The organism is Latilactobacillus sp. (genome assembly GCF_033176295.1).
GTDB lineage: Bacteria > Bacillota > Bacilli > Lactobacillales > Lactobacillaceae > Latilactobacillus > Latilactobacillus sakei.
In genome coordinates this window covers 16,790-38,045 of sequence record NZ_JAMQEX010000015.1, presented here as the reverse complement: position 1 = coordinate 38,045, position 21,256 = coordinate 16,790, and the positions used below count along the sequence as shown (strand labels likewise).

At 41.3% G+C, this 21,256-nt stretch carries 24 protein-coding genes; 6 read left to right on the top strand and 18 right to left on the bottom strand.

What is annotated here, in order from left to right; all coding sequences use genetic code 11:
- Positions 1 to 29 precede the first annotated feature (29 nt).
- From frr to NDN60_RS07905, 6 genes are all read right to left on the bottom strand, one after another.
- The gene (gene frr / locus NDN60_RS07930; RefSeq protein WP_011374959.1) at positions 30 to 587 is read right to left on the bottom strand and encodes a ribosome recycling factor; all 558 of its coding nucleotides are present in this window, start codon (positions 585 to 587) and stop codon (positions 30 to 32) included.
- 2 nt (positions 588 to 589) lie between these two features.
- Complete coding sequence (pyrH, locus tag NDN60_RS07925; RefSeq protein ID WP_011374960.1) at positions 590 to 1,315, bottom strand: UMP kinase; 726 nt, start codon at positions 1,313 to 1,315, stop codon at positions 590 to 592.
- Between the two features lie 135 nt (positions 1,316 to 1,450).
- A complete protein-coding gene (gene tsf / locus NDN60_RS07920) occupies positions 1,451 to 2,326 on the bottom strand; it encodes a translation elongation factor Ts (RefSeq protein WP_011374961.1) in 876 nt (291 codons plus the stop codon).
- A 106-nt stretch (positions 2,327 to 2,432) separates the two neighbouring features.
- Entirely contained in the window at positions 2,433 to 3,227 is a 795-nt protein-coding gene (rpsB, locus tag NDN60_RS07915) for a 30S ribosomal protein S2 (RefSeq protein ID WP_011374962.1), read from the bottom strand.
- A 167-nt stretch (positions 3,228 to 3,394) separates the two neighbouring features.
- A complete protein-coding gene (locus tag NDN60_RS07910) occupies positions 3,395 to 3,670 on the bottom strand; it encodes a GIY-YIG nuclease family protein (protein WP_076648185.1) in 276 nt (91 codons plus the stop codon).
- Entirely contained in the window at positions 3,663 to 4,406 is a 744-nt protein-coding gene (locus tag NDN60_RS07905) for a tRNA1(Val) (adenine(37)-N6)-methyltransferase (RefSeq protein ID WP_011374964.1), read from the bottom strand. The genes NDN60_RS07910 and NDN60_RS07905 overlap by 8 nt, the downstream gene beginning before the upstream one ends.
- 121 nt (positions 4,407 to 4,527) lie before the next feature.
- Between NDN60_RS07905 and NDN60_RS07900 the strand changes: the two genes are divergently transcribed.
- On the top strand, positions 4,528 to 5,151 hold the full coding sequence (locus NDN60_RS07900; protein WP_099947688.1) for a lysophospholipid acyltransferase family protein: 624 nt from the start codon (positions 4,528 to 4,530) through the stop codon (positions 5,149 to 5,151).
- A gap of 60 nt (positions 5,152 to 5,211) precedes the next feature.
- Here NDN60_RS07900 and NDN60_RS07895 read toward each other — a convergent pair whose 3' ends face one another.
- From NDN60_RS07895 to NDN60_RS07875, 5 genes are all read right to left on the bottom strand, one after another.
- A complete protein-coding gene (locus NDN60_RS07895) occupies positions 5,212 to 6,147 on the bottom strand; it encodes an alpha/beta hydrolase (RefSeq protein WP_011374966.1) in 936 nt (311 codons plus the stop codon).
- A 172-nt stretch (positions 6,148 to 6,319) separates the two neighbouring features.
- Positions 6,320 to 8,110, bottom strand: a complete 1,791-nt coding sequence (locus tag NDN60_RS07890) for an ABC transporter ATP-binding protein (RefSeq protein WP_016265354.1) — start codon at positions 8,108 to 8,110, stop codon at positions 6,320 to 6,322.
- A gap of 1 nt (position 8,111) precedes the next feature.
- Entirely contained in the window at positions 8,112 to 9,857 is a 1,746-nt protein-coding gene (locus tag NDN60_RS07885) for an ABC transporter ATP-binding protein (RefSeq protein WP_099947689.1), read from the bottom strand.
- A gap of 141 nt (positions 9,858 to 9,998) precedes the next feature.
- On the bottom strand, positions 9,999 to 10,229 hold the full coding sequence (locus tag NDN60_RS07880; RefSeq protein WP_011374970.1) for a YneF family protein: 231 nt from the start codon (positions 10,227 to 10,229) through the stop codon (positions 9,999 to 10,001).
- A gap of 80 nt (positions 10,230 to 10,309) precedes the next feature.
- Positions 10,310 to 10,552, bottom strand: a complete 243-nt coding sequence (locus NDN60_RS07875; protein WP_011374971.1) for a DUF896 domain-containing protein — start codon at positions 10,550 to 10,552, stop codon at positions 10,310 to 10,312.
- A 134-nt stretch (positions 10,553 to 10,686) separates the two neighbouring features.
- On the opposite strand from NDN60_RS07875, the gene lexA reads away from it, so the two are divergent.
- On the top strand, positions 10,687 to 11,301 hold the full coding sequence (gene lexA / locus NDN60_RS07870) for a transcriptional repressor LexA (protein WP_011374972.1): 615 nt from the start codon (positions 10,687 to 10,689) through the stop codon (positions 11,299 to 11,301).
- A gap of 133 nt (positions 11,302 to 11,434) precedes the next feature.
- On the opposite strand, the gene NDN60_RS07865 is transcribed toward lexA, so the two are convergent.
- Both NDN60_RS07865 and recJ read right to left on the bottom strand, forming a co-directional pair.
- Complete coding sequence (locus NDN60_RS07865) at positions 11,435 to 11,953, bottom strand: adenine phosphoribosyltransferase (RefSeq protein WP_099947690.1); 519 nt, start codon at positions 11,951 to 11,953, stop codon at positions 11,435 to 11,437.
- 23 nt (positions 11,954 to 11,976) lie between these two features.
- Positions 11,977 to 14,289: a single-stranded-DNA-specific exonuclease RecJ gene (gene recJ / locus NDN60_RS07860; RefSeq protein WP_099947691.1), complete on the bottom strand. Its 2,313-nt coding sequence runs from the start codon at positions 14,287 to 14,289 to the stop codon at positions 11,977 to 11,979.
- 144 nt (positions 14,290 to 14,433) lie between these two features.
- On the opposite strand from recJ, the gene galE reads away from it, so the two are divergent.
- The 3 genes from galE (at position 14,434) to NDN60_RS07845 (ending at position 16,220) form a co-directional block, all read left to right on the top strand.
- On the top strand, positions 14,434 to 15,426 hold the full coding sequence (gene galE / locus NDN60_RS07855) for a UDP-glucose 4-epimerase GalE (protein ID WP_099947692.1): 993 nt from the start codon (positions 14,434 to 14,436) through the stop codon (positions 15,424 to 15,426).
- A gap of 85 nt (positions 15,427 to 15,511) precedes the next feature.
- Positions 15,512 to 15,877 (top strand): DUF1304 domain-containing protein, encoded by a 366-nt coding sequence (locus NDN60_RS07850; protein ID WP_025016401.1) that lies wholly within the window; start codon positions 15,512 to 15,514, stop codon positions 15,875 to 15,877.
- Between the two features lie 16 nt (positions 15,878 to 15,893).
- Positions 15,894 to 16,220, top strand: coding sequence for a heavy metal-binding domain-containing protein (locus tag NDN60_RS07845; protein WP_016265359.1), 327 nt, complete (start codon positions 15,894 to 15,896; stop codon positions 16,218 to 16,220).
- A 50-nt stretch (positions 16,221 to 16,270) separates the two neighbouring features.
- Here the strand turns inward: NDN60_RS07845 and NDN60_RS07840 are convergent, their stop codons facing one another.
- From NDN60_RS07840 to NDN60_RS07820, 5 genes are all read right to left on the bottom strand, one after another.
- Complete coding sequence (locus NDN60_RS07840; RefSeq protein WP_099947693.1) at positions 16,271 to 18,106, bottom strand: WxL domain-containing protein; 1,836 nt, start codon at positions 18,104 to 18,106, stop codon at positions 16,271 to 16,273.
- Positions 18,096 to 18,491, bottom strand: coding sequence for an LPXTG cell wall anchor domain-containing protein (locus NDN60_RS07835; RefSeq protein ID WP_016265361.1), 396 nt, complete (start codon positions 18,489 to 18,491; stop codon positions 18,096 to 18,098). Before NDN60_RS07835 ends, NDN60_RS07840 begins: the two co-directional genes overlap by 11 nt.
- The gene (locus NDN60_RS07830) at positions 18,481 to 19,524 is read right to left on the bottom strand and encodes a DUF916 and DUF3324 domain-containing protein (protein WP_056947110.1); all 1,044 of its coding nucleotides are present in this window, start codon (positions 19,522 to 19,524) and stop codon (positions 18,481 to 18,483) included. Before NDN60_RS07830 ends, NDN60_RS07835 begins: the two co-directional genes overlap by 11 nt.
- A gap of 120 nt (positions 19,525 to 19,644) precedes the next feature.
- Complete coding sequence (locus tag NDN60_RS07825) at positions 19,645 to 20,256, bottom strand: WxL domain-containing protein (protein WP_099947694.1); 612 nt, start codon at positions 20,254 to 20,256, stop codon at positions 19,645 to 19,647.
- A 146-nt stretch (positions 20,257 to 20,402) separates the two neighbouring features.
- The gene (locus tag NDN60_RS07820) at positions 20,403 to 20,912 is read right to left on the bottom strand and encodes a DinB family protein (protein WP_011374983.1); all 510 of its coding nucleotides are present in this window, start codon (positions 20,910 to 20,912) and stop codon (positions 20,403 to 20,405) included.
- A 146-nt stretch (positions 20,913 to 21,058) separates the two neighbouring features.
- On the opposite strand from NDN60_RS07820, the gene NDN60_RS07815 reads away from it, so the two are divergent.
- The gene (locus NDN60_RS07815) at positions 21,059 to 21,253 is read left to right on the top strand and encodes a hypothetical protein (RefSeq protein ID WP_011374984.1); all 195 of its coding nucleotides are present in this window, start codon (positions 21,059 to 21,061) and stop codon (positions 21,251 to 21,253) included.
- Positions 21,254 to 21,256: the final 3 nt, after the last annotated feature.

Here is a 21,256-nt window from a genome sequence, read left to right as displayed (position 1 = left end):
GTCTCAACGCCTTTTTAATGACCGTTAGATTAACCTTCAGTAATTTCTTTTTCTTTATCTTTAGAAATAGCATCGATTTTCTTTGTTGCTTCGTTCGTTAAGTTTTGGACTTGTTCTTCCAAATCGTGCATTTCGTCTTCACTAATTTCGCTAGCTTTTTCAGCCTTTTTCAAGTTATCCATTGCGTCACGACGAGCATTACGGACAACAACTTTAGCTAATTCAGCTTCCTTACCAACTTCTTTAGCGATTTCCTTACGACGTTCACCCGTTAATTGAGGGATTACTAAACGGATTACTGAACCATCGTTAGCTGGTGAGATACCGATATCAGCTGTGTAAAGAGCTTTCTCGATATCTTCAAGTGCACCTTTATCATAAGGTGTGATTAACAATACCCGTGCTTCAGGGATTGTGATTGCAGCAATTTGATTAAGAGGTGTCATTGCGCCATAATATTCGACGTTGACACGGTTAACTAAGCTTGCATTAGCGCGGCCGGCCCGGATTTGACCAAGTGTCCGGCGCAATGAAGCTTCTGCTTTTTCCATGTTTTCTTTAGCTTGTTCTAAAATTGGATTTGCCATTTTTATTCCTCTCCTTCAATCGTTGTACCAATATTGGCACCTTCAACAACCTTTTTAATGTTGTCTGCTTCGTTCAAGTTGAAGACTACCAATGGAATATCATTATCCATTGATAAAGTACTTGCAGTTGAATCCATCACTTGTAGACCTTTGTTGATAATATCTAAGTGTGTTAAAGTATCGAACTTAACAGCACTAGGGTCTGTGTTAGGATCTGCGGAGTAAACACCATCAACGTTGTTTTTAGCCATCAAGATAACGTCAGCATCGATTTCAGCAGCACGTAATGCAGCTGTTGTATCTGTTGAGAAGTAAGGGTTACCTGTCCCACCAGCAAAAATAACCACGCGGCCTTTTTCTAAATGACGGACAGCCTTCCGACGGATGTAAGGTTCAGCGATTTGACGCATTTCAATTGATGTTTGAACACGCGTTGGGACACCAATACTTTCCAAATTGTCTTGTAATGCCAAAGCATTCATGACAGTAGCCATCATGCCCATGTAATCAGCTTGTGCACGTTCCATGCCCATTTGTTCGCCAGTCACGCCACGCCAGATGTTACCACCACCACAGACGATTGCGATTTGAACACCTAAATCATGAACTGATTTAATTTCGTTGGCGACTACTTTAACGATTTCAGGATTGATCCCGAAGCCTTGTTCGCCGGCTAATGCCTCGCCACTTACTTTTAAGACAATTCGCTTATATTTTGTATTTGTCATATTTAATATCCCTCCGTTGATTACTAGGCCCATTTTACCATATTTAACTAGGCATTTGGGTATGCGATTCTGAATTATCGCAAAACTGCAAAAAAAAGGAGCGCAAATTGCGTTCCCTTTTTGAAGCAAATATGCTTATTTGATTTGACCCATAACTTCATCAACGAAGTTATTTTCTTTTTTCTCGATACCTTCACCAACAGTGAAACGAACGAAGCCTTTAACACTACCATTTTTTGATGCAACAAATTGTGCAACAGTTTGGTCTGAGTCTTTGATGAATGCTTGGTCGTTTAAGCTGATTTCTGACAAGAACTTGTTAACACGGCCTTCAACGATCTTAGGAATGATGTTTTCTGGCTTGCCTTCGTTCTTTGTTTCTTCAGTTAATACTTCACGTTCGTGATCCAATGTTTCTGCAGGAACATCTTCGCGAGAAACGTATTGAGGGTTAACAGCTGAAACGTGCATAGCAACGTCATGAGCTGCTTCATCGTCAGCACCTTCTAAAGTAACTAATGAAGCGATTTGGCCACCATTGTGTAAGTATGAACCGAAGTGATCGCCATCATTTTTTTCAACTAATTCGAAACGACGGAAGCTGATCTTTTCGCCGATAACAGCTGTTAAGTTGATTACTGAGCTAGCAATTGTACCTTCACCCATTGGTAATTCTTCAGCAGCAGCCATGTCAGCTGGTTTGTTTTTAGCAATTGTTTCAGCAATATCTTTCAATAAAGCTTTGAATTGATCGTTTGAAGCAACAAAGTCAGTTTCTGAGTTCACTTCAACGATTGCAGCAGTATTGCCATCAATAGCAACGCCAGCTAAACCTTCAGCAGCGATCCGATCGTTTTTCTTAGCAGCCTTTGCCATCCCTTTTTCACGTAAAGCATCGATTGCTTCTTCAACGTTACCATCACTAGCAACTAGGGCTTTTTTAGCGTCCATGATACCAACGCCAGTTTTCTTACGTAATTCCATTACTTGAGCAGCTTTAATTTCAGCCATAATTCGTACCTCCGACAATTTATATTAAATATGATTGGTTTAAAAAAAGCTGTCCCACAAGTCAGGCAGTATTTGCGAAACCTCTAAGACAGCTTATTTGAATCTACTATTTAGCGTCAGTGTTAGTATCGTTGTTGCCTTCAACTGCTTCAACGATTTCTTCCATTGAGTCTGCTGATTTGTTTTCTGCAGCAAATGTAGCTTCTTCAACATCATCTTCACCTTGACGGCCTTCGATGATAGCATCAGCCATTTTAGCTGTGATTAAACGAACAGCGCGGATAGCGTCATCGTTTGATGGGATAATAACATCAATATCATCTGGATCTGAGTTAGTATCAACCATAGCAACGACTGGGATATTTAATTTTTGTGCTTCCTTGATAGCAATCCGTTCTTTACGAGGATCAACGACAAACATTACATCTGGGATGCGTGGCATGTCTTCGATACCGCCTAAGAATTTTTCAAGTTTTTCTTGTTGTTTCTTCAACAAGGCAACTTCTTTCTTAGGTAAACGTTCGAAAGTACCATCTTCGTCCATTGCTTTGATTTCCTTAAGACGTTTGATACGTTTTTGGATTGTATCCCAGTTAGTTAATGTACCACCTAACCAACGGTGATTTACAAAGTATTGGCCTGCACGTACTGATTCTTCAGCAATTGCATCTTGTGCTTGTTTCTTAGTACCAACGAATAAGAATACACCTTCGTTAGCAGCTTCTTCTTTAACGAAGTCATAAGCATCGTCAACCATGCGAACTGTCTTTTGCAAGTCGATGATGTAGATACCATTTCTTTCAGTAAAGATAAATTTCTTCATTTTTGGGTTCCAACGACGTGTTTGGTGACCGAAGTGAACACCCGCTTCTAATAATTGTTTCATTGACAATACAGCCATGTCAACAGACCTCCATATGGTTTTATTCGACCACTGGTTTCACTTTTTTAGAGAACTTGTCGCCAAGCACCTCTCTAGAAATCAACCAGTGTGAATTATTTTTTGGTAATGAAATACCGTTTAAAAGTATACTAAAGATATTCGCTAGAGTCAACCTGTAATCCCGTTTAAAATTGGGTACTTTCAATCCCGTGTGCGATTAAGTACCGTTCCTTTTTTAAACGGCTTTGGTGTTTAAAGGCGTATTCGGCTTTTAAAGCGGATGACTTGTCCGCAAATGTTTCGTAATACAACAAACGCACCGGGCGCCGAAGCTTCGTGTACTTCGCGCCTTTACCAGCATTATGTGTGGCAACGCGTTTCGTGACGTCCGTCGTAAAGCCACCATAAAAACTACGATCGGCACAGACTAGTACGTAAAAATAATAAGCTTTCTCAGTCATCTTCTGCCATGAATAACTTCGTGCGCATTTCTGGTGTATAGTCACTATTTTCATCATAGATCGTGAGTTCCGGAAGCATTCGCAAGCCCCCTTTTTTACCATCTTTGACGGCTTCAATCAATACCATGCTGGCTTCTTTACCTGCCTTAGGGTAAACGAACCGGACACGCTTGGGCTCCATGCGTGCTGCCCGTAATTCATCACAGATTTCTAAGAATCGTTCTGGGCGGTGCACGAGATACCCTTTACCATTCATCTTCAACAAACCACTCATCGTTTGGACCACGGTTCTTAAATCCGTCGCAATTTCGTGGCGTGCTAAGGCTAGATGTTCATTAGGATTCTTTTGACTATTAGGCGCCACCTTAAAGTACGGTGGATTACAAGTCACAATATCGACGCTATCTTTTTTAATAACGGTCGTTACATCTTTTAAATCCATATTTAAAACGCTCAGCTGTTCCGTCAACGCGTTTAGTTCGATTGAACGTTGTGCCATATCTGCCAAGCGTGGTTGTAATTCGACTCCTACAATTTGACCATTTGTTTTAGGACTCATAAATAAGCCCACCGCCCCATTACCAGCGCATAAATCAACAATCAGGCCTCGCTTGGGCAATTGCGCAAAATCAGCTAACAAGACTGCATCCATTGAATAAGAAAAGACGGATGGACTTTGGATAATTTGAATATCTAATCGGAATAACTGATCAATTCTTTCATCTGCTTTTAACATGCTACTTTCAACCCCACTTGTATTTAGCCCATATTATAACAAAGACCAGCGTTATTTGGTATAATAGCTAGGTAGTTCGTTAAATCGCCTTAAAAAAGGTTTTTTGAAAGGAATTAAAATTATGTTTTTCTCATTTGCCCGCTTCATCGTGCGAATTCTTTCCTGGTTACTTAATGGCCGAATCAACGTTGAAAACAAATCAGCTTTACCAGAGGGCACCTACGTTTTAGTTGGCCCCCATCGGACTTGGTGGGATCCCATCTTCTTCGCACTTGCTGCAAGCCCTCGTAAGTTTACGTTTATGGCTAAAGAAGAATTATTCAAAAATCCAATCTTACGTTTTATCTTGAAACACGCCAACGCGTTTCCTGTTAATCGTCAAAATCCCGGCCCCTCAGCGATTAAAACACCGGTTAAAGCCCTACGTTCAAAGGACTTATCTTTAATCATGTTTCCCACTGGTAGCCGCTATTCAAGCGAATTAAAAGGTGGCGCAGTGGTCATCGCTAAGATGGCGCGGGTTCCATTAGTCCCCGCCGTTTATCAAGGCCCCTTGAAATTTTCAGCCGTCTTAAAACGTAAAAAGATTACGATTCGTTTCGGCGAACCAATTCCAGTCGACCCTAAACTTAAATTAAACGACGAAAACTTGACAATGATTGGTGATCAAATGCAAGCCGCTTTTGATCAAATCGATCACGACATCAATCCTGATTTTAAATATGAGATTGACGATCACAAATAACACAAAAAAAGACGCGCGCCAACGATGAAACTTATCGTTGACGTGCGTCTTTTTAGTACTCTATTTTTCCCAATACTGATCCAAGAATTTTGCAACCTTATTGCGATAAGCTGTTGGTTGCTTGGCTAACGCTTCACCATGACCTGCATCTGGAACAACCCACAATTGCTTAGGCGCATTAGCGGCTTTGTAATTTTCGTAAACCATCTTCGTCGGTACAAATTTATCTTTAGCGCCATGAATCAACATGATTGGTAATTTTGACTTAGCGAGACTCTTGGTTGCGTCTCCTTCGCTAAAGTTATACCCAGCACGGACCCGCGCCATCAAGTTAGTGGTATAAAATAGTGGGAACTTCGGTAAACCAAACAAATCGTTGAGTTGATAGGCCAACTCACCTGAGATACTGCTGTACCCACAGTCTTCAATCACTGCTTTAACCTGTTTAGGAAGCTTTTCGCCAGCAGTGTACATCACAGTGGCGCCGCCCATGCTAACCCCAAAGAGTGCAATTTGGCTATCTTGACCATTTTTGGCAATCACTTGTTTGATCCATTTAACGTAATCTAAGCGATCTGGCCAACCATAGCCAATATAATCCCCTTCCGATTCGCCGGAACCACGGTCATCAGGTGCCAATACGTTGTACCCCAAGTCATGATAGAGATGAATATAGCGCGCCATATCCTCTTTGTAGCCCATATAGCCGTGTGCCACAACGATTGTTTTAGTTGTTTTTTTAGCAGCTGGTACGTAAATCGCGTCTAGCTTAAGATCATCAGTCGCTGACTTTTGATACCACTTCACTTTATCGGCTTTTGCCAACCATTTCTGATTGTCGCGATAAAACTTGCTAGGCTTGCCATTATTCAAGAATGACTTTTGCCCTGGTACGAAAGCATATTGATACATATACAGCGTTGCGCCAAAGACACCAATCACAATTAAAATAACAACGCTTATTAAAGACCATTTAAGCCAGCGTTTCTTTTTCATCTTCTAAAAATCCTCCTGGTTATTCCAAAATGTACTAAACGTGCTTGTTGAAATTGCTTCTTCCGCTTAACCTAATCTAAACGTGTGCTTCCTTGCGGTTAACGCCGAATGTCAAACGATGGCTTACAGTCATCATTCGCCCCTCTCTGTTAATCCTCAGGATATAACCGACTTATAGCCCACTCTGTCCATTTTGTAATTGATACATTTCATAATAGCGGCCCTTTTGTGCAACCAAGCTATCGTGATTGCCCCGTTCGACAATTTGACCTTGATCCAAGACGAGAATTAATTCTGCGTCGCGAATTGTTGATAACCGATGGGCAATCGCAATACTAGTTCGTCCCTGTCGCAAGCGAGCAAGGCCGGTTTGAATCACTGATTCCGTTTCGGTATCAATGTTGGCAGTTGCTTCATCTAAGACCAGAATCTTCGGATTGGTCACTAATGTTCTAGCAAATGAGAGTAATTGTCGTTGTCCACTTGAAAATTGTGCGCCACCTTCAATCACTCGTGCGTGGTATTGTCCGGGTAATTCCTTAATAAATTCATCTGCTTGAACAAATTCAGCAGCGGCTTGAATTTGTTCATCCGTAATTTCATCGTTAAACAAGCGGATATTAGATGCAATATCGCCGTAAAACATGAACGCATCTTGTAAAACTAAGCCCATTTTACGCCGTAACTCTGCCGTTTGAAAACTGCGAATATCTTGACCGTCAATTAAAATTTCGCCTTCATAAAATTCATAAAAGCGCATCATGACGTTGATAATCGAACTTTTACCAGAACCGGTATGCCCCACTAGCGCAACCGTTTGACCTGGTTCAACGACAAACGAAATATCATGGAGAATTTCATGCTTGCCATCATATGAAAACGACACGTGTTTGAACTCAACGCGGCCATCGGTAATTTGACTAGCAGCATCTGCATCTTGGGCTGGTGCAAATTCCGTTTGATCCAGAATTCTAAAAATACGACGCCCGGCAACCATCCCATCTTGTAATGAGGATAATGAATCCATCATATTGGTCATCGGATTGAAAAAGTTGCTAACGTACGTCGTAAAGGCATAAACCAACCCAGCCGCAACAAAACTATGCAACGCTGTAAGCCCAAATAAACTTAAAACAACGACTAATGCCAACGTATAGAGCAAATTAACGACCGGTGCCAACAATAAGGAATTAGTCCGAATCATCGCTTCTCTTGTTTTAAGGTAATCTTCGTTAACCGATTCGAATTCAGCTGTGAGTCGTTTTTCTTGGCGGAACTGTTGAATAATTGTAATCCCTTCAATCGATTCATTCAACTTAGTGTTCAATTGACTCAACTTTTCACGCATATGCCGATAAACCTTGGCACTATAACTGCTGTAATACCAAATAATGACTAATAAAATTGGTAAAAAACCAGCCGTTGCTAATGCAATCTTCGGTGATAACAACCACATCGCGATGAACGCGGAGATAATTGAAAATGAACCCACTAATAATGATAGAAACACATTCCAATAATCAATTAACGTCATCGTATCATTGGTAACTCGCGAAACAATTGATCCAGCAGGTGTTTGATCAAAATAACGCATGCCCAAACGATGCAACTGACGAAAAAGATCACGGCGCACATCTTCCATCGCGCGTTCTGATCCCATTCCAAAAAGAAAAGATTGAGCGAACTGTGTGATAGCTTTCAAAATAACCCCTAAGGCGTATAACCCGGCGACCCCTAATAAAATCTGAGTTGTCGCTGTTTGCTTCGTCAAGTAACGATCCATAAAAACTTGTAATAAGCGCGGTAACAAGATGTTAATCGTTGCTAAACCCGCCGCTGCGATGATTGCGCCGATAAATTGTTTCTTATAGCGCTTGGTATAACCGAAGAGCCGTTTCATAATTTGAAACTGTTCCTTAGTCGATATCTTTTGTGACCATTCAGATTGATACTTTTGTGCCATCCTATTGGCCCCCCATCGCTTGATTTAATTGTTGTTTAACCCACATTTCAGCATACCAGCCTTGTTGAGCTAGTAAGCTGTCGTGCGTGCCACGCTCGGCAATCGTCCCGTCATCCATAACGATAATCTCATCAGCATGCATCACACTGCTGAGTCGATTGGCGGTAATAATCGTCGTTTGATTTGCCCGCAACGTCTTAAGGTTCATTAGAATTGCTTCTTCAGTCTTTGCATCAACCGCGGACAATGAGTCATCTAAAATTAAAATTTCAGGATCAGTCATTATTGCCCGGGAAATAGCAATTCGCTGTTTCTGGCCACCCGATAATGAAACACCACGTTCACCAACAACTGTGTCGTAACCCTGTGCAAACGTTAAAATATCTTCATGAACCGCACCAGAACTAGCCGCTGCTTCAACGGCCTCTTGTTCCTTTTCAAAATCCGCGAACCGAATATTATCGCGAACATCCGTTGAAAACAAAAAGTTGTCCTGTGGTATATAACCAATACTATCGAGTAATGCATCTAATGTGTAATCCCGAATATCGTTCTGGTTAATCTTAATTTGGCCCTGATATTGATCATATTCTCGTAACAGCAACTTGATCAAAGTACTTTTACCAGAACCAACCTTCCCGACAATTCCCAGTGTCTTTCCTTGTGGCAGTTGGAAATGCACATTCGTTAAAGTTGGTGTTTGTTCTTCAGGATAGGCAAATTGTTGAATGGCATAGTCGATATCACCAGTTGCCAACGTTTGAATGGCATCTGGCTTTTCAATAATCGTGCTGGTTTCTTTTAATAATGATTCAACCCGATCATAACTGGCATTGCCACGTTCAAGCACATTGAATAAACGACCAATCGCAAACATTGGCCAAACTAAAGCTGCGATATAACTGATAAAAGCAATCAATTGGCCAATTGTAATACTGTGGTTCATGACCAACGTTCCACCATAAATAATTGTAACGAGGTACGTTAGCCCGATAATTAAACTAATCGCTGGATCAAATAAACCATCGATAAAGTTGACGCGCTTGTTAATCGCAATTGTCTTCGTCACAATTTGGTCGAAATCATCGATATCCGCTTCTTCTTGACCAAACGTTTTTAAAACTTTGATCCCAGAAACACTCTCTTGCGTCTTATCATTTAATTTCGAAAAGGCTGCTTGTGATTCTCTAAAAGCGGTATGCAAATGCGCCCCTAAGCGTCCTGAAGCCACTGCTAATAATGGCATCGGAATCAAGGCCATTAATGTGAGCCGCCAATCGACAAAAATAATCATCGCGACGATCGTTGTCCCACCTGTAATAATCGAATCCGCAAACGTTAAAATACCGGCGCCTGCCACTTGTTGAATCGCGGTTAAATCATTGGTAGCATGGGCCATCAAATCGCCAGTGCGGTGCTTCTGGAAGAAAGTTGTGTCCATCTTCATAAAATGCCAGAACAAACGACTCCGCAATGTCCGTTCTAACTTGGCTGCGCCACCCCAGATACGAGTCCGCCAACCATAGCGAAAGAGATATTGTAAAATCGTGGCTGCTAATAAGACCCCAATCCACATTAATAAGACCGATGCCTTCAACTTTCGGGCAGCCATTAAATCAATTAACGTCCCAATCACTTTTGGTGGCACGATTTGCACAATTGCAACTAGGACTAAAAAAACAACCCCTAATATATAGCGGCGATATTCTTGTTTAAAATACCAGCCTAATTTCTTAAATATACCCATAAAATATCTCCGTCTTCAAAATTAGATAATCCTCATTATAGCAATCTTAGTTCAGTGGGACAATTATTTCTCTTCCAATAAAAAGAGGGTTCCATACAAAAATAAGTTTTTGTACGAAACGCCTCTTTAATTAAGTCATGTTTATTTTTTGCTACGTTTTTGTTGTGCTTTCATTGAGCTCATCATCTGGTTTAATTTCTTTTCAGATGGTTTTTGCCCCATTTGCATCATCATAGCTTTCAACATATCTTCATTAACTGGTGGATTTTCTTCGAAATATTTCTTCATGTAAGCACGTGCGCCGAAAAAGCCAGCAACTGCACCTAATAATGCCCCAATGACAAAAATTAATACGCCTATTCCAATATTCATATCTTATGCACCCCTTCCTCATTCAGTTCACTTAAATATTCTACACATTATTGCACTAAAAAGAAAGCGGAATTCCTAGATTAATCGTCACGTAAACCCTTTTCACGTTGGATGTCCTTCACTTTTTCAGGTGTGACTTCCTTACCTTCTTTATCATAAACTTGTAGCATCTCAACTTGTGAACGGAAACTAGAACGGAAATCCTTCAAATAAGCGTCCCGTAGTTCTTGACGTTCCATTGTTTCTTCGGGTGTTAACCCTTCTGCTTTTGCTTTATGTGCTAATTCGTTGATACGATCGAGTCGTTTTTGATCCATTGCCATCATCGGCCTCCAACTTTAAACTTTTATCCTATTTTGGACTAAAATGCTCAAAATGTCAAAAAATACGAACACTTGTTTGAAATTCACCTATAAATATGCTACTATATGCTTAATAGAACGAATGAGGTGCGCTTATGACTAAAACTGAATCCAAACAATTAGAGGTCTTACGTTTTATTCACGAACGTGTTCAAGACAAAGGTTACCCACCAACGGTCCGCGAGATTTGCGAAGCCGTTAATTTATCGTCCACTTCTACTGTCCATGGCCATTTAGCCCGACTTGAGAAGAAGGGCTTATTACAAAAGGATCCCACTAAGCCACGGGCGATCGAGTTAACGCCCGCTGGCCTAACGGCAATTGGGGCGACACCCCAGAAAATACCAGTATTAGGGGTGGTTACTGCCGGTGTGCCTATCTTAGCAGTTGAAGAAGCAACTGATTACTTCCCGCTTCCACCTAGTTTGCAAACCGAACAAGATTTGTTCATGCTAACAATTCGTGGTGAAAGTATGATTAATGCCGGTATCTTAGATGGCGACGAAGTTATCATTCGCAAGCAATCAACCGCCGATAATGGCGATATTGTCATTGCGATGACTGCCGAAGATGAAGCAACCTGCAAACGGTTCTTCAAAGAAGCAGATCACTATCGTCTCCAACCAGAAAACGATACGTTTGAACCAATCATTTTAAATGAAGTCAGCATTCTAGGGAAGGTCGTTGGCCTTTACCGAGATCGCATGTAATAAAAAAGAAGTTCGCTTAGGCGAACTTCTTTTTTTGTCTGTTTCTCTTTAACGTGCTTTCATCAACTACTTTCTGCACTTTGCTATATCAGTCAAATGTTCAAAAGCAACCTGTTGATGGCGCACTTCTTTATTAGTATTCCATTAATTTAAAAATATCATAGTCCTTAATCTTTTCGCGGCCGTTTAAGTCCTTCAATTCGATGAAGAAGGCTGTCCCAACAACGATGCCACCTAGTTCTTCAACCATTTTGATTGTTGCGGCAATTGTGCCACCGGTTGCTAATAAGTCATCTGTTACTAAGACTTTTTGGCCTGGTTTAACCGCGTCTTTATGCATATATAATGTTGATTTACCATATTCTAAACCATAGCTAGCTGAAACTGTTTCGCGTGGCAACTTGCCCTTCTTACGAGCAGGTGCAAACCCGACACCTAATTTGTAAGCAACCGGGCAGCCAACGATAAAGCCCCGGGCTTCAGGGCCAACGACCATTTCAACACCTTTATTCTTGGCGTATTCAACAATTTTATCCGTTGCTGCTGCGTATGCTTCACCATCGGACATCAAAGGTGAGATATCACGAAAAGTAACGCCAGCTTCCGGAAAATCCGGAACACTTGCGACATAATCTTTAAAGTTGATTGACATATATAATTCGCTCCTTAACTCTTTTAGCGATTTGCTACTGCTGGGAGAGTTGCTAGCCAGTCTTTCACCTCGGTAAAGGTTGAATAAACAAGCTGTTTTTCCATTTCAATTTTAGCTAATCGTTTTTGATAACTTGGTGCACTTTCCAGTGCATGCTTTTCAGGTTGTAACTCGGCCGTAATCAGACCACGTTCTATTCTAACAAATCCGAGGTCAAAAAACACCTGCAACATAAAAATCATTAACGGTAATTGTAATTTTAAATACGTTGCTAATTCTGCTAACCGCGCTTTTTCAATGTTTGGGTGCTTGCGTAAGTAGACTAAGAAGGTCGCAAACTGTTGTTTTGTCGGCATTCCTTCTAAGTAAGCAGAGTGTTTGGCATAAAAAATCAAGCTTAATTTAGCGGCCTGTTGTTGTTGATAAAATTGTTCAAAAGCAGTTAAATCAGCTGGTTCATCAACTACAATTAGCTCTTGGCTAGTAGCAACTTGTTCATCGGTAGCTAACAGCGCCTGACTCCCTGCCGGTAAATAAGACTGCAGTTGCTCGCGCATTTTATCATTGAAAAAGACGTAGTCGCCTGTTGATTGGAATAATTGCTTCGTCAGACGATTGCTACGTTGATCAAGTACGACTTGCCCACTTGTAGCAAGGTCTTTTACCATTAATTGCAACGTCGTCTGGCCACGCCAAGTATTCTCACTCAAACTCCCGACTAATTTCACATCTTCAGCGGCTGTTAAATCGGGCATCAAAGCCCCTTTATTGAAAGCTAAAACCGCTAATTGTTGTTGTTGATCAACCGCCATCATCTTCAAATGCTTCTGATCAGCACCGATTTGTTTGACATCGGCTAACTGGGGTGCACTAAGTTCAATTAACGGTTCTGGGTTATCACTGCCAAAAGGTGCCAGTTGTTGCAATGCTTGATATAAATCAGGCGTAATATCAGCTAACGTCAGCGCCAAATCAACTGGTAATGGTTGGCGTCCTGTTAAATCTAACTGATTAACTTGCGCATACTCGTTCATTGCAGTTTGAATCAGCGCTAATTGATCAACCTTAGCAGTCAAGCCAACTGCCATGTGATGGCCACCAAAATGAACCAATAATTCACGGTGGGCATCTAACGCTTTAAATAAATGGAAAGCTGTCACACTACGGCCAGAGCCTTTAGCTAAACCAGTTTCCGGGTCAATCGTCAAGACTAAGGTTGGTTTACCGGTCTGTTCAACAACATGACTAGCCACAATCCCTAGAACCCCTTCATGCCAACCTTCGTGGGCAATAACTAAGGTGGCACTCGCTTGGTTTTCCGGTGTTTCAGCAATTGTCATTGCCATTTCCGTAATTTCCTTTACCAGACCTTGGCGTTTTTTATTTTGTTGTTCAATAAATTGGGCCTGTTCGACTGCTTCTTCGTCATCAAGCGTCGTCAACAATTGCACACCAAGGGTCGCATCACGTAAACGACCAATTGCGTTTAAACGGGGACCAATCCCAAACCCAATGTTAGTAGCATCTAGTGTCGCTTGTTCTAAGCCAGCTGATTGACACAATGCGACCAAACCTGGTCGATCGGTATTTTGTAATTGTTGTAAGCCTAAGCTAACCAACGTCCGATTTTCATCGACTAAGGGGACGATATCACAAACCGTCCCGATTGCAGCTAAATCTAATTTATCGTAAGGAATCTCTTCTAATAAAGCAGTCGCCACTTTAAACGCCACACCGACCCCACAGAGTTCGCCAAAAGGATATTGCCCCTCTGGATGTCTAGGATGCACAATCGCTACTGCGTTGGGTAATTCTGCTGGTAATTCATGGTGATCGGTCACAACCACGTCAACACCGTGTTCTTGCGCGTAAGCGATTGGTTCTAGGCCGCTCACCCCGTTATCAACGGTCACAATTAATTGGGTGCCATTTTCAATCAAGCGCTTGTAAGCTTCTAAATTAGGCCCATAGCCATCCTTAAAACGGTTAGGCACATAGACTTCAACATCGGCACCTAAGTCATCTAAGGTTTCCTTCATTAAAGTCGTACTAGTAATCCCGTCCGCGTCATAATCGCCATAAATCGTAATTTTTTCGCCATTCACAATCGCTTCTTGAATCCGATCAATCGCCTTTTGCATATCATGCAAAGCGTATGGATCGTGAAGTTGACCGACATTGGGATTCATAAAATTATTAATATGCTCTGCATCCCGCAAGCCACGTTGCCACAAAAGTTGGGCCGCAGCCTTAGGTAGCGGATTGTCTTTTGTAATTGTTTGTAATTCATCTTCAGTTGGTACTGGTTTTAATTGCCATTCATATTGTGCTTCCAAATTAATCCCTCACTACTTCCCAGTCATTAACTAAACCATTATAGCAAAATTTAGCACTTTTCGCCCAACTTCGCCTTTTGTTTAATCCGATAGATGCTATACTATTAAGAGTACACCTGTATTCTCAACTTAGGGGGAAATTCCATGTCAATTCTAGTTTTAGGGGGCGCCGGCTACATCGGTTCCCACACCGTTGATCAATTAATCCAACGCGGCTATGACGTCGCTGTTGTCGATAGTTTGGTAACGGGTCATCAAGGCGCCATCAATCAAAAAGCCCGTTTTTATCAAGGTGATATCCGCGATAAAGACTCCATGCGGACCGTTTTCCAACAAGAAGACGTGACTGGTGTCATTCATTTTGCCGCCTTTTCAATCGTGCCTGAATCAATGCAAGCACCACTTAAATATTTCGATAACAACACTTATGGGATGACTGCCTTATTAGAAGTGATGAACGAATTTGATGTTAAACGCATCGTCTTTTCTTCAACTGCCGCTACTTATGGCGAACCTAAATCAATTCCCATCAAGGAATCAGATCCACAATTACCAACCAACCCTTACGGCGAAAGTAAATTAATGATGGAAACCATGATGAAATGGGCTGACAAAGCTTATGGCATCAAGTTTGTCGCATTACGTTACTTCAACGTAGTTGGCGCTAAACCAGACGGTTCAATCGGTGAAGATCACCATCCTGAAACCCATCTCTTACCAATCGTCTTACAAGTTGCGGCTGGCAAACGTGATCAATTATCAATCTTCGGTGATGATTACGATACACCAGATGGGACGAACGTCCGCGATTACGTACACGTTTTAGATTTAGCAGACGCCCACATCTTGGCCTTTGAATATCTTGCTGATGGTCATGACAGCAACGCCTTTAACTTGGGTTCATCAACTGGTTTTTCAAACATGGAAATTGTCGAAGCTGCTCGTAAAGTAACTGGCAAAGCGATTCCACTTGAAATGGCCCCTCGTCGTGCCGGCGATCCAAGTACCTTGATTGCTGCTAGTGACAAAGCTCGCGAAACACTCGGCTGGGCACCCAAATATGATAATATGGAAGCAATTATTGAAACCGCATGGAATTGGCATTTAAACCATCCTAACGGTTACGCTGATCGCTAAACTAAATTAAAGCAGTTCAAACCCTAATGACGGATTTGAACTGCTTTATTTGTTATAATAAAAATGGAACTTAAGGAGGTTCATCATGTCTTTATTCATCACAATTTTAACGAGTTTAATCGCCATCGAACATCTCGGCATTATGGGACTCGAAATGTTCGCCAACGATCAAACAAAAGCCAAGGCCTTCGATATGCCCCTGGATTTCGTTCGGTTGCCCAACACCAAAGTCGCCCTTGCTAATCAGGGGATTTATAATGGGATGCTTGGTGTCTTAATCATCGCCGTTAATTGCTTATTGACCGGTGCCGCATTAAAAACCGTCTTAGCATTGTTAATGTTATACATCTTCATCGTTGCCCTTTATGGCACTTTTACCGCAACGAAAAAGATTTTCTTCTTGCAAGGCTTACCAGCGCTGATTACATTGTTAATAATTTTAATCTTTTAAAAAAGGAGTTTTCATAATGACTAATCAAATTTTAATTACCACTACCGAAACAATTCCGGGCAAACAATACGAAGTGCTCGGTGAAGTTTTCGGCCTCACAACTCAATCTAAGAATGTTTTCAAAAATATCGGTGCCTCACTTAAAAACGTGGTTGGTGGCGAAATTAGAGCCTATACCGAAATGATGACCGAATCGCGCGATGTCGCAATCGACCGTTTACGCCAAAATGCTATTGAGATGGGTGCTGATGCTGTTGTGATGATGCGCTTTGACTCTGGTTCAATTGGAACGGACATGCAATCAGTCGCTGCCTACGGGACAGCCGTTAAATATATCGACTAATTAAAAAGCCTCGTAATTGATTTAACAACCAATTACGAGACTTTTTTTAGTTATGCTGCTGGTACTTCAGGCTGCGTATTATTTAATGTCCAAGTGATATCACTAGAGAAATTTTCACCAGATTCAATTTGAAGATCTGGATTGGCAGCCATCAATAAGTTACCCGTTACTTGCCAAGCGTTTGATAACTTGGTCGATGCAATCGTTGTTTCACTATTATTATCAACCAATCCTAAATTAGCTCCTCCTGGTAGGCCACTCATATTAACCGTCGTTGTATTCAATCGATGACCAGCTTTAGATGCCATTTTAGTCATCTTTGCCGTTAGTTTCCAACCCGGATTAACTCTAGTATCGGTAATTTTTAACGTGTCACTAACTTCATATGGCTGATTCTGAGTGTTTGTTCCCTTATAAACATCTTTCGCTAAAACATTGCCAAATCTAAAGTTAGGCACTTGATCCAATGTTAACTTACCTAATGAGGGCTCAACTTGTAGTTCGGCCTTATTAGAGACAACGACGACCTTTTCTGCTTTCTTACTTGATTCTTCTTCAGAATCAACACTCGTCGTTAGTGTTAGCTGCGCTTGATACCGCTTACCGCTAGCAGTCGCAGCTGCGGCCTGTTTCATAAACTGGCTATCTTTAGCAAACGTTAACGGTTGTGCCGTATTTAAATTAGCCAGATTATTAATATCACCGCTACTATTTGTCACGCCACTATTTGCTGGCAACTCAATCGTTTTACCAGTACTATCCATAAAACGCCATGCATAATGCCAAGCACTCGTTGCGCCGGTTGCTTTAACTAAATCACTCAAGCCGCCCACAGACCAACTACCACCGGCATCCATTGCCCGATTATAGGCTGGCAGACCACCAACATAAACATCCTTATTAGCCGCTACATTACCAGCTGCAATCTTAAAGTTAGCGGGAATTCCCGGTACATTAGGATCACGATTGACTTGATTGACGTAATAAGAATCTGGTACATATTGTTTGTCGCTACCCACTTCACCATTACCGGCCATTAAAGATGTTTTTCGACCATTACTTGGTGTAAATTTCAAGAGATCTTTAGCGCTGGCTGCTTGCCAAGTAATATCATCGGTCGAATCGACTGGATCAATAATCGCTCTAGCACCATAATCAACATCCGAATAGATGACTTTAGGTGTACCGTCAGCATTATCCGTATCGACATTAATCGATTTAGCCGGTTTCGGTTCTGGCGTAATCCCCACTTTCGCTAAATCAGAATAGAAAGTCTTATTAAGGGGCCAGATACCATCTGAAAAACTAAATTGATAATAGTATGTCCCGACACCTAAGTTGCCCGACTTATTTAAAGCATAGTCATTAATATCTAAAAAGCCCAAAGAGCCCATGATCAAAGACAAACCGGTCTTTGCCTTAGGTTGCTTTTTATCTTCAACCCAGTTGTTCTGACTAGCATCCCAGTGCCAACGCCGAACAGTAATGTCTTTTCCTAACCCATTACCTAAGTTCGTTAGGATACTCATCCCTGAGAATTTAGCCTTATCAATATCTTGCAACGCAAAATAATCTTCTTCTTGCGGCTGACGGCTAAACCCTCTTCTAAAAATTGTTAATAAAAAGCTCCATCCATCTTTTGAAGGTTTATCTGCATTACTAGGTGTACCAACTGGTTCAGCACTGCGACTAGTTGGTGCTTGCTCACTCGTAGCTGGCTTTTTTGTATTGACATCGATTGATTCTGTTGATGTTTCTTTTTCGGTTTCACTCACACTGGTTGCTGACTCTGATTCAGCCGCCCAAGCCTGACCCGGCACATTAATCAAACTACCGCTGAGCATCATTGCCGCCAAACTCACGTAAATTAGGCGCTTAATTTGCATCGTAGTCCGCCTCCTTCGTATTAGATTGTTGGCGATGCCAGCCAAGTACCAATAGAATTATCGCACTACCGATTAAACTTAATAGTGTACTTTTTATAGCACCCGTTTGTGGTAAACGACCAGTGGCATTTTGGGAACCACTCGCTGTGTAATGAATTTCTTGACCATTTTCCGGTATTGTTGGCTGTGCAACACCACCATCCTGACCATGATTCCCGGGTGGCGTTGGTCTTTTTTGATCGATATGCACCGCAAAACTAGCGGTACTTTGTCCACTATCAATCCGATTAGCTCGTACTGGTTGCGCTACCGTTACCAATAAGAGTATCAGTAACAACAATCCCATCATTAAGCCTTCTTTACGTCCTGATAAACTACTCGTCATGTTCCCCTACACCCCTTTTTCGACCAATTAAATAGGCGACTAATGCTATCACTAATAATAATAAAATCCCTAGAGAACCCCATAACCACCAATTTATCCCTGGTTTTTCTGGATCAATTAGCGTTTTGTTAACTTGTTCCCGTGTCGCACCATCAACCGTAAAATGTTGTTTTAAATTAAAGGTTTTCTTACCCGATACCATTTTGACATGATAGGTATAGTGACCTTTGGGCAAAATTTTATTATTCGTCTCAATTGCATAGTTAAATGTTGAGCGCGGTGCCATTGATAATTTTTCCGCGTTCTTCCGATATATTTTTTTAGTTTGATTCTTTTTGGTAATCCAAGCATGCATCTTAATTTGACCAAACATTGTCGGTTCATGATTAGCGATTTGACCAACAACTTGCGGCACCCCACTGGATGAATCCATCTTAGTCTTCGTTAAGGTTAATCGAGGTGTGATTTTCTGATCAAAATCCTGTGTCACAACGATTGGAACAGTCATCGCAAAACTATTTTTAATGCCGAACCCCTTCTTTTGTGGTTCGTTATTCGACGTTCGTTTCACATAAACACTACCAAGAATCGTTCCTTTAAAACCATTTTGGGGTATTTTAACGTTAAAAGTGACTTTTTTTGAAGCACCTGGCGCTAATGTTAAACTTTGTTTGCGGGCCTCTTTTGAGACCAAATCAGGTAACAATGGCGCTTTTGTTTTGACCATTTTTTGATGCGTCGGTGTATAGTCAATACTGCCGCTATTTGACGTTGAGGCGGCTACAAGCTGTGCATTGAAATCATTTGTTTTCTTCGTATTTAAATTTTGCACGTTGACGGTAATTGGATATGTTTGCCCCTTTTCGGCTTTAATTGCGAAATAACCCAAACTAGCATCCGTTTGTCCTAACCCATATTCAGGTGTTACGGTAAATTCAGCACCTTCAGCATGCACCGCTTGCGCAAAACTACCAATCCCCACTAATAAACACATTAAACTTAACATTGTGATTAATACTTTCTTTTTAAACAACTTCGTAGCCTCCTATAAAAATAAGGGGTGGACAAATCACTTTGCCTGCCCCTTATCCAACACATCATTCACTTGATTGACGATGACGATCACTAGCGCCAATGACTCATTATTTCTAGATTAAGCTTCTGGTGCAACTGGGGCTGTTGATGATAAGTTCCAGTTAATTGTTGTTGAGAAAGCTTCATCTTTTGCTAAATCAGCAGCTGGGTTAGCTGCCATTGTCAATTTACTATCGGCAGCTGCCATGTTGAATGTATCAACACCATGGGCACCATTACCTTTAACAACTTCAACAGCACTTGCATCATCTTTAATAGCAGTTGCTAAATCTTCACCTAATGAACCAGTAGAAGCTAAGTTCAACGTTGAACCATTTAATTGGTTATCTTTATCGGCAAATTGACCCATATCAGCTGTTAATGTCCAGTCTGATGCACCTAAACGTGTATCAGATACTTCTAAAGTACCGTCTGCTTGTGCTTTTTTACCATTAAACCCAGCATAAATATCACTAGCTTCAATTGTACCGAAGTTAAAACTTGGTACTGATTTTAAAACCAAAGTACCGTTTTCAGGATCTGTTGGGTTAGTTGGATCTTTAGCAACAACCGTAAAGTCTGCTTTTGATGTTTGTGGTGTTACCACATCAGCTGATGCTGAACCGATTGTCATTGCGGCTGGTGCCACCAATGCTGCTACTGCTACTACTGAGAATAATTTAGTCTTCATAAGATAATTCCTTCAAATATTAATAATTAACTACATTCAATATAGTAGCACGTAATCTATCTTCTAAATGACAAAAAAGGGATACCAAATGGTATCCCTTTTTTGTTGATTTATCTTTTTTTAAAACTCATCTATAATTTTGCAGTTTATTTGGCAATCACCAATCTTCTTGTATACACCGCTTGACCTGAATGCATCACAGCATCATCAATAACCGAAACTAACCGCGCACCGCGTGTCACTGCCGGCGTCCAATTATCATCAATCACTTCATCTAGACTTTCCAGAGAAACATCTTGGAGATAAGTTTGTGTTAACTTAACAGCTTCTGACAAGTAATCGATTAGAAGTTGGCGATCAGAGACGACTACCTTGGCCGCCTCTTCGGGGCTATGCTGCCAATCTTGCGTATCATCTGGTAACGCTAACCCAAAACGGCCTGTCCAATTAGCACTGAGCCACAATGGTGTTTGCCCTTTTAAATCTGAAATCTGATAGTCTAATTCCCGTGCCGTATGCCAAATGAGCCATGTTACTGATTTGATAAGCGGATTAGGCATCGTATTAGCCTCCTCCAGTGTCATCTGTTCTAAAGCTTCTAACAGACGTTCTTGGGCGCGAGCCACCGTTTCAATCGATAATTGCATTGCTTCCATCATAGTTTCCTCCAAATTCACTAAGTTGTGGTCATTATAGCATGCCTGCTCCAGCAATACCGGCATCAACCATCGTCGCCTATTCTTGCAGCACCACTTTTTTGATATACTACTTTGTAATGTCAACACATCAAAGGAGTATCCGCATGTCATCAGCACAACAAATTATCCTATTATTTATCGTCTTCTGTTCAGCAGTTGCCGTTCTTGGCTCATCCCTAATGAGTTTCATCGCCTTTTATAAACATAACGCGACCCTCAGAAAAAGCGCCAGCGTCACTTTCTGGATCAGCATCATTATCCTCGTTATCTTTCTAAAACTAATCGATATGTATCAATAACAA

Bases quoted from the DNA above. Each gene is read 5' to 3' on its own strand.
- frr (WP_011374959.1), bottom strand. From the start codon at position 587: ATGGCAAATCCAATTTTAGAACAAGCTAAAGAAAACATGGAAAAAGCA.
- pyrH (WP_011374960.1), bottom strand. From the start codon at position 1,315: ATGACAAATACAAAATATAAGCGAATTGTCTTAAAAGTAAGTGGCGAG.
- tsf (WP_011374961.1), bottom strand. From the start codon at position 2,326: ATGGCTGAAATTAAAGCTGCTCAAGTAATGGAATTACGTAAGAAAACT.
- rpsB (WP_011374962.1), bottom strand. From the start codon at position 3,227: ATGGCTGTATTGTCAATGAAACAATTATTAGAAGCGGGTGTTCACTTC.
- NDN60_RS07910 (WP_076648185.1), bottom strand. From the start codon at position 3,670: ATGACTGAGAAAGCTTATTATTTTTACGTACTAGTCTGTGCCGATCGT.
- NDN60_RS07905 (WP_011374964.1), bottom strand. From the start codon at position 4,406: ATGTTAAAAGCAGATGAAAGAATTGATCAGTTATTCCGATTAGATATT.
- NDN60_RS07900 (WP_099947688.1), top strand. From the start codon at position 4,528: ATGTTTTTCTCATTTGCCCGCTTCATCGTGCGAATTCTTTCCTGGTTA.
- NDN60_RS07895 (WP_011374966.1), bottom strand. From the start codon at position 6,147: ATGAAAAAGAAACGCTGGCTTAAATGGTCTTTAATAAGCGTTGTTATT.
- NDN60_RS07890 (WP_016265354.1), bottom strand. From the start codon at position 8,110: ATGGCACAAAAGTATCAATCTGAATGGTCACAAAAGATATCGACTAAG.
- NDN60_RS07885 (WP_099947689.1), bottom strand. From the start codon at position 9,857: ATGGGTATATTTAAGAAATTAGGCTGGTATTTTAAACAAGAATATCGC.
- NDN60_RS07880 (WP_011374970.1), bottom strand. From the start codon at position 10,229: ATGAATATTGGAATAGGCGTATTAATTTTTGTCATTGGGGCATTATTA.
- NDN60_RS07875 (WP_011374971.1), bottom strand. From the start codon at position 10,552: ATGGCAATGGATCAAAAACGACTCGATCGTATCAACGAATTAGCACAT.
- lexA (WP_011374972.1), top strand. From the start codon at position 10,687: ATGACTAAAACTGAATCCAAACAATTAGAGGTCTTACGTTTTATTCAC.
- NDN60_RS07865 (WP_099947690.1), bottom strand. From the start codon at position 11,953: ATGTCAATCAACTTTAAAGATTATGTCGCAAGTGTTCCGGATTTTCCG.
- galE (WP_099947692.1), top strand. From the start codon at position 14,434: ATGTCAATTCTAGTTTTAGGGGGCGCCGGCTACATCGGTTCCCACACC.
- NDN60_RS07850 (WP_025016401.1), top strand. From the start codon at position 15,512: ATGTCTTTATTCATCACAATTTTAACGAGTTTAATCGCCATCGAACAT.
- NDN60_RS07845 (WP_016265359.1), top strand. From the start codon at position 15,894: ATGACTAATCAAATTTTAATTACCACTACCGAAACAATTCCGGGCAAA.
- NDN60_RS07840 (WP_099947693.1), bottom strand. From the start codon at position 18,106: ATGCAAATTAAGCGCCTAATTTACGTGAGTTTGGCGGCAATGATGCTC.
- NDN60_RS07835 (WP_016265361.1), bottom strand. From the start codon at position 18,491: ATGACGAGTAGTTTATCAGGACGTAAAGAAGGCTTAATGATGGGATTG.
- NDN60_RS07825 (WP_099947694.1), bottom strand. From the start codon at position 20,256: ATGAAGACTAAATTATTCTCAGTAGTAGCAGTAGCAGCATTGGTGGCA.
- NDN60_RS07820 (WP_011374983.1), bottom strand. From the start codon at position 20,912: ATGGAAGCAATGCAATTATCGATTGAAACGGTGGCTCGCGCCCAAGAA.
- NDN60_RS07815 (WP_011374984.1), top strand. From the start codon at position 21,059: ATGTCATCAGCACAACAAATTATCCTATTATTTATCGTCTTCTGTTCA.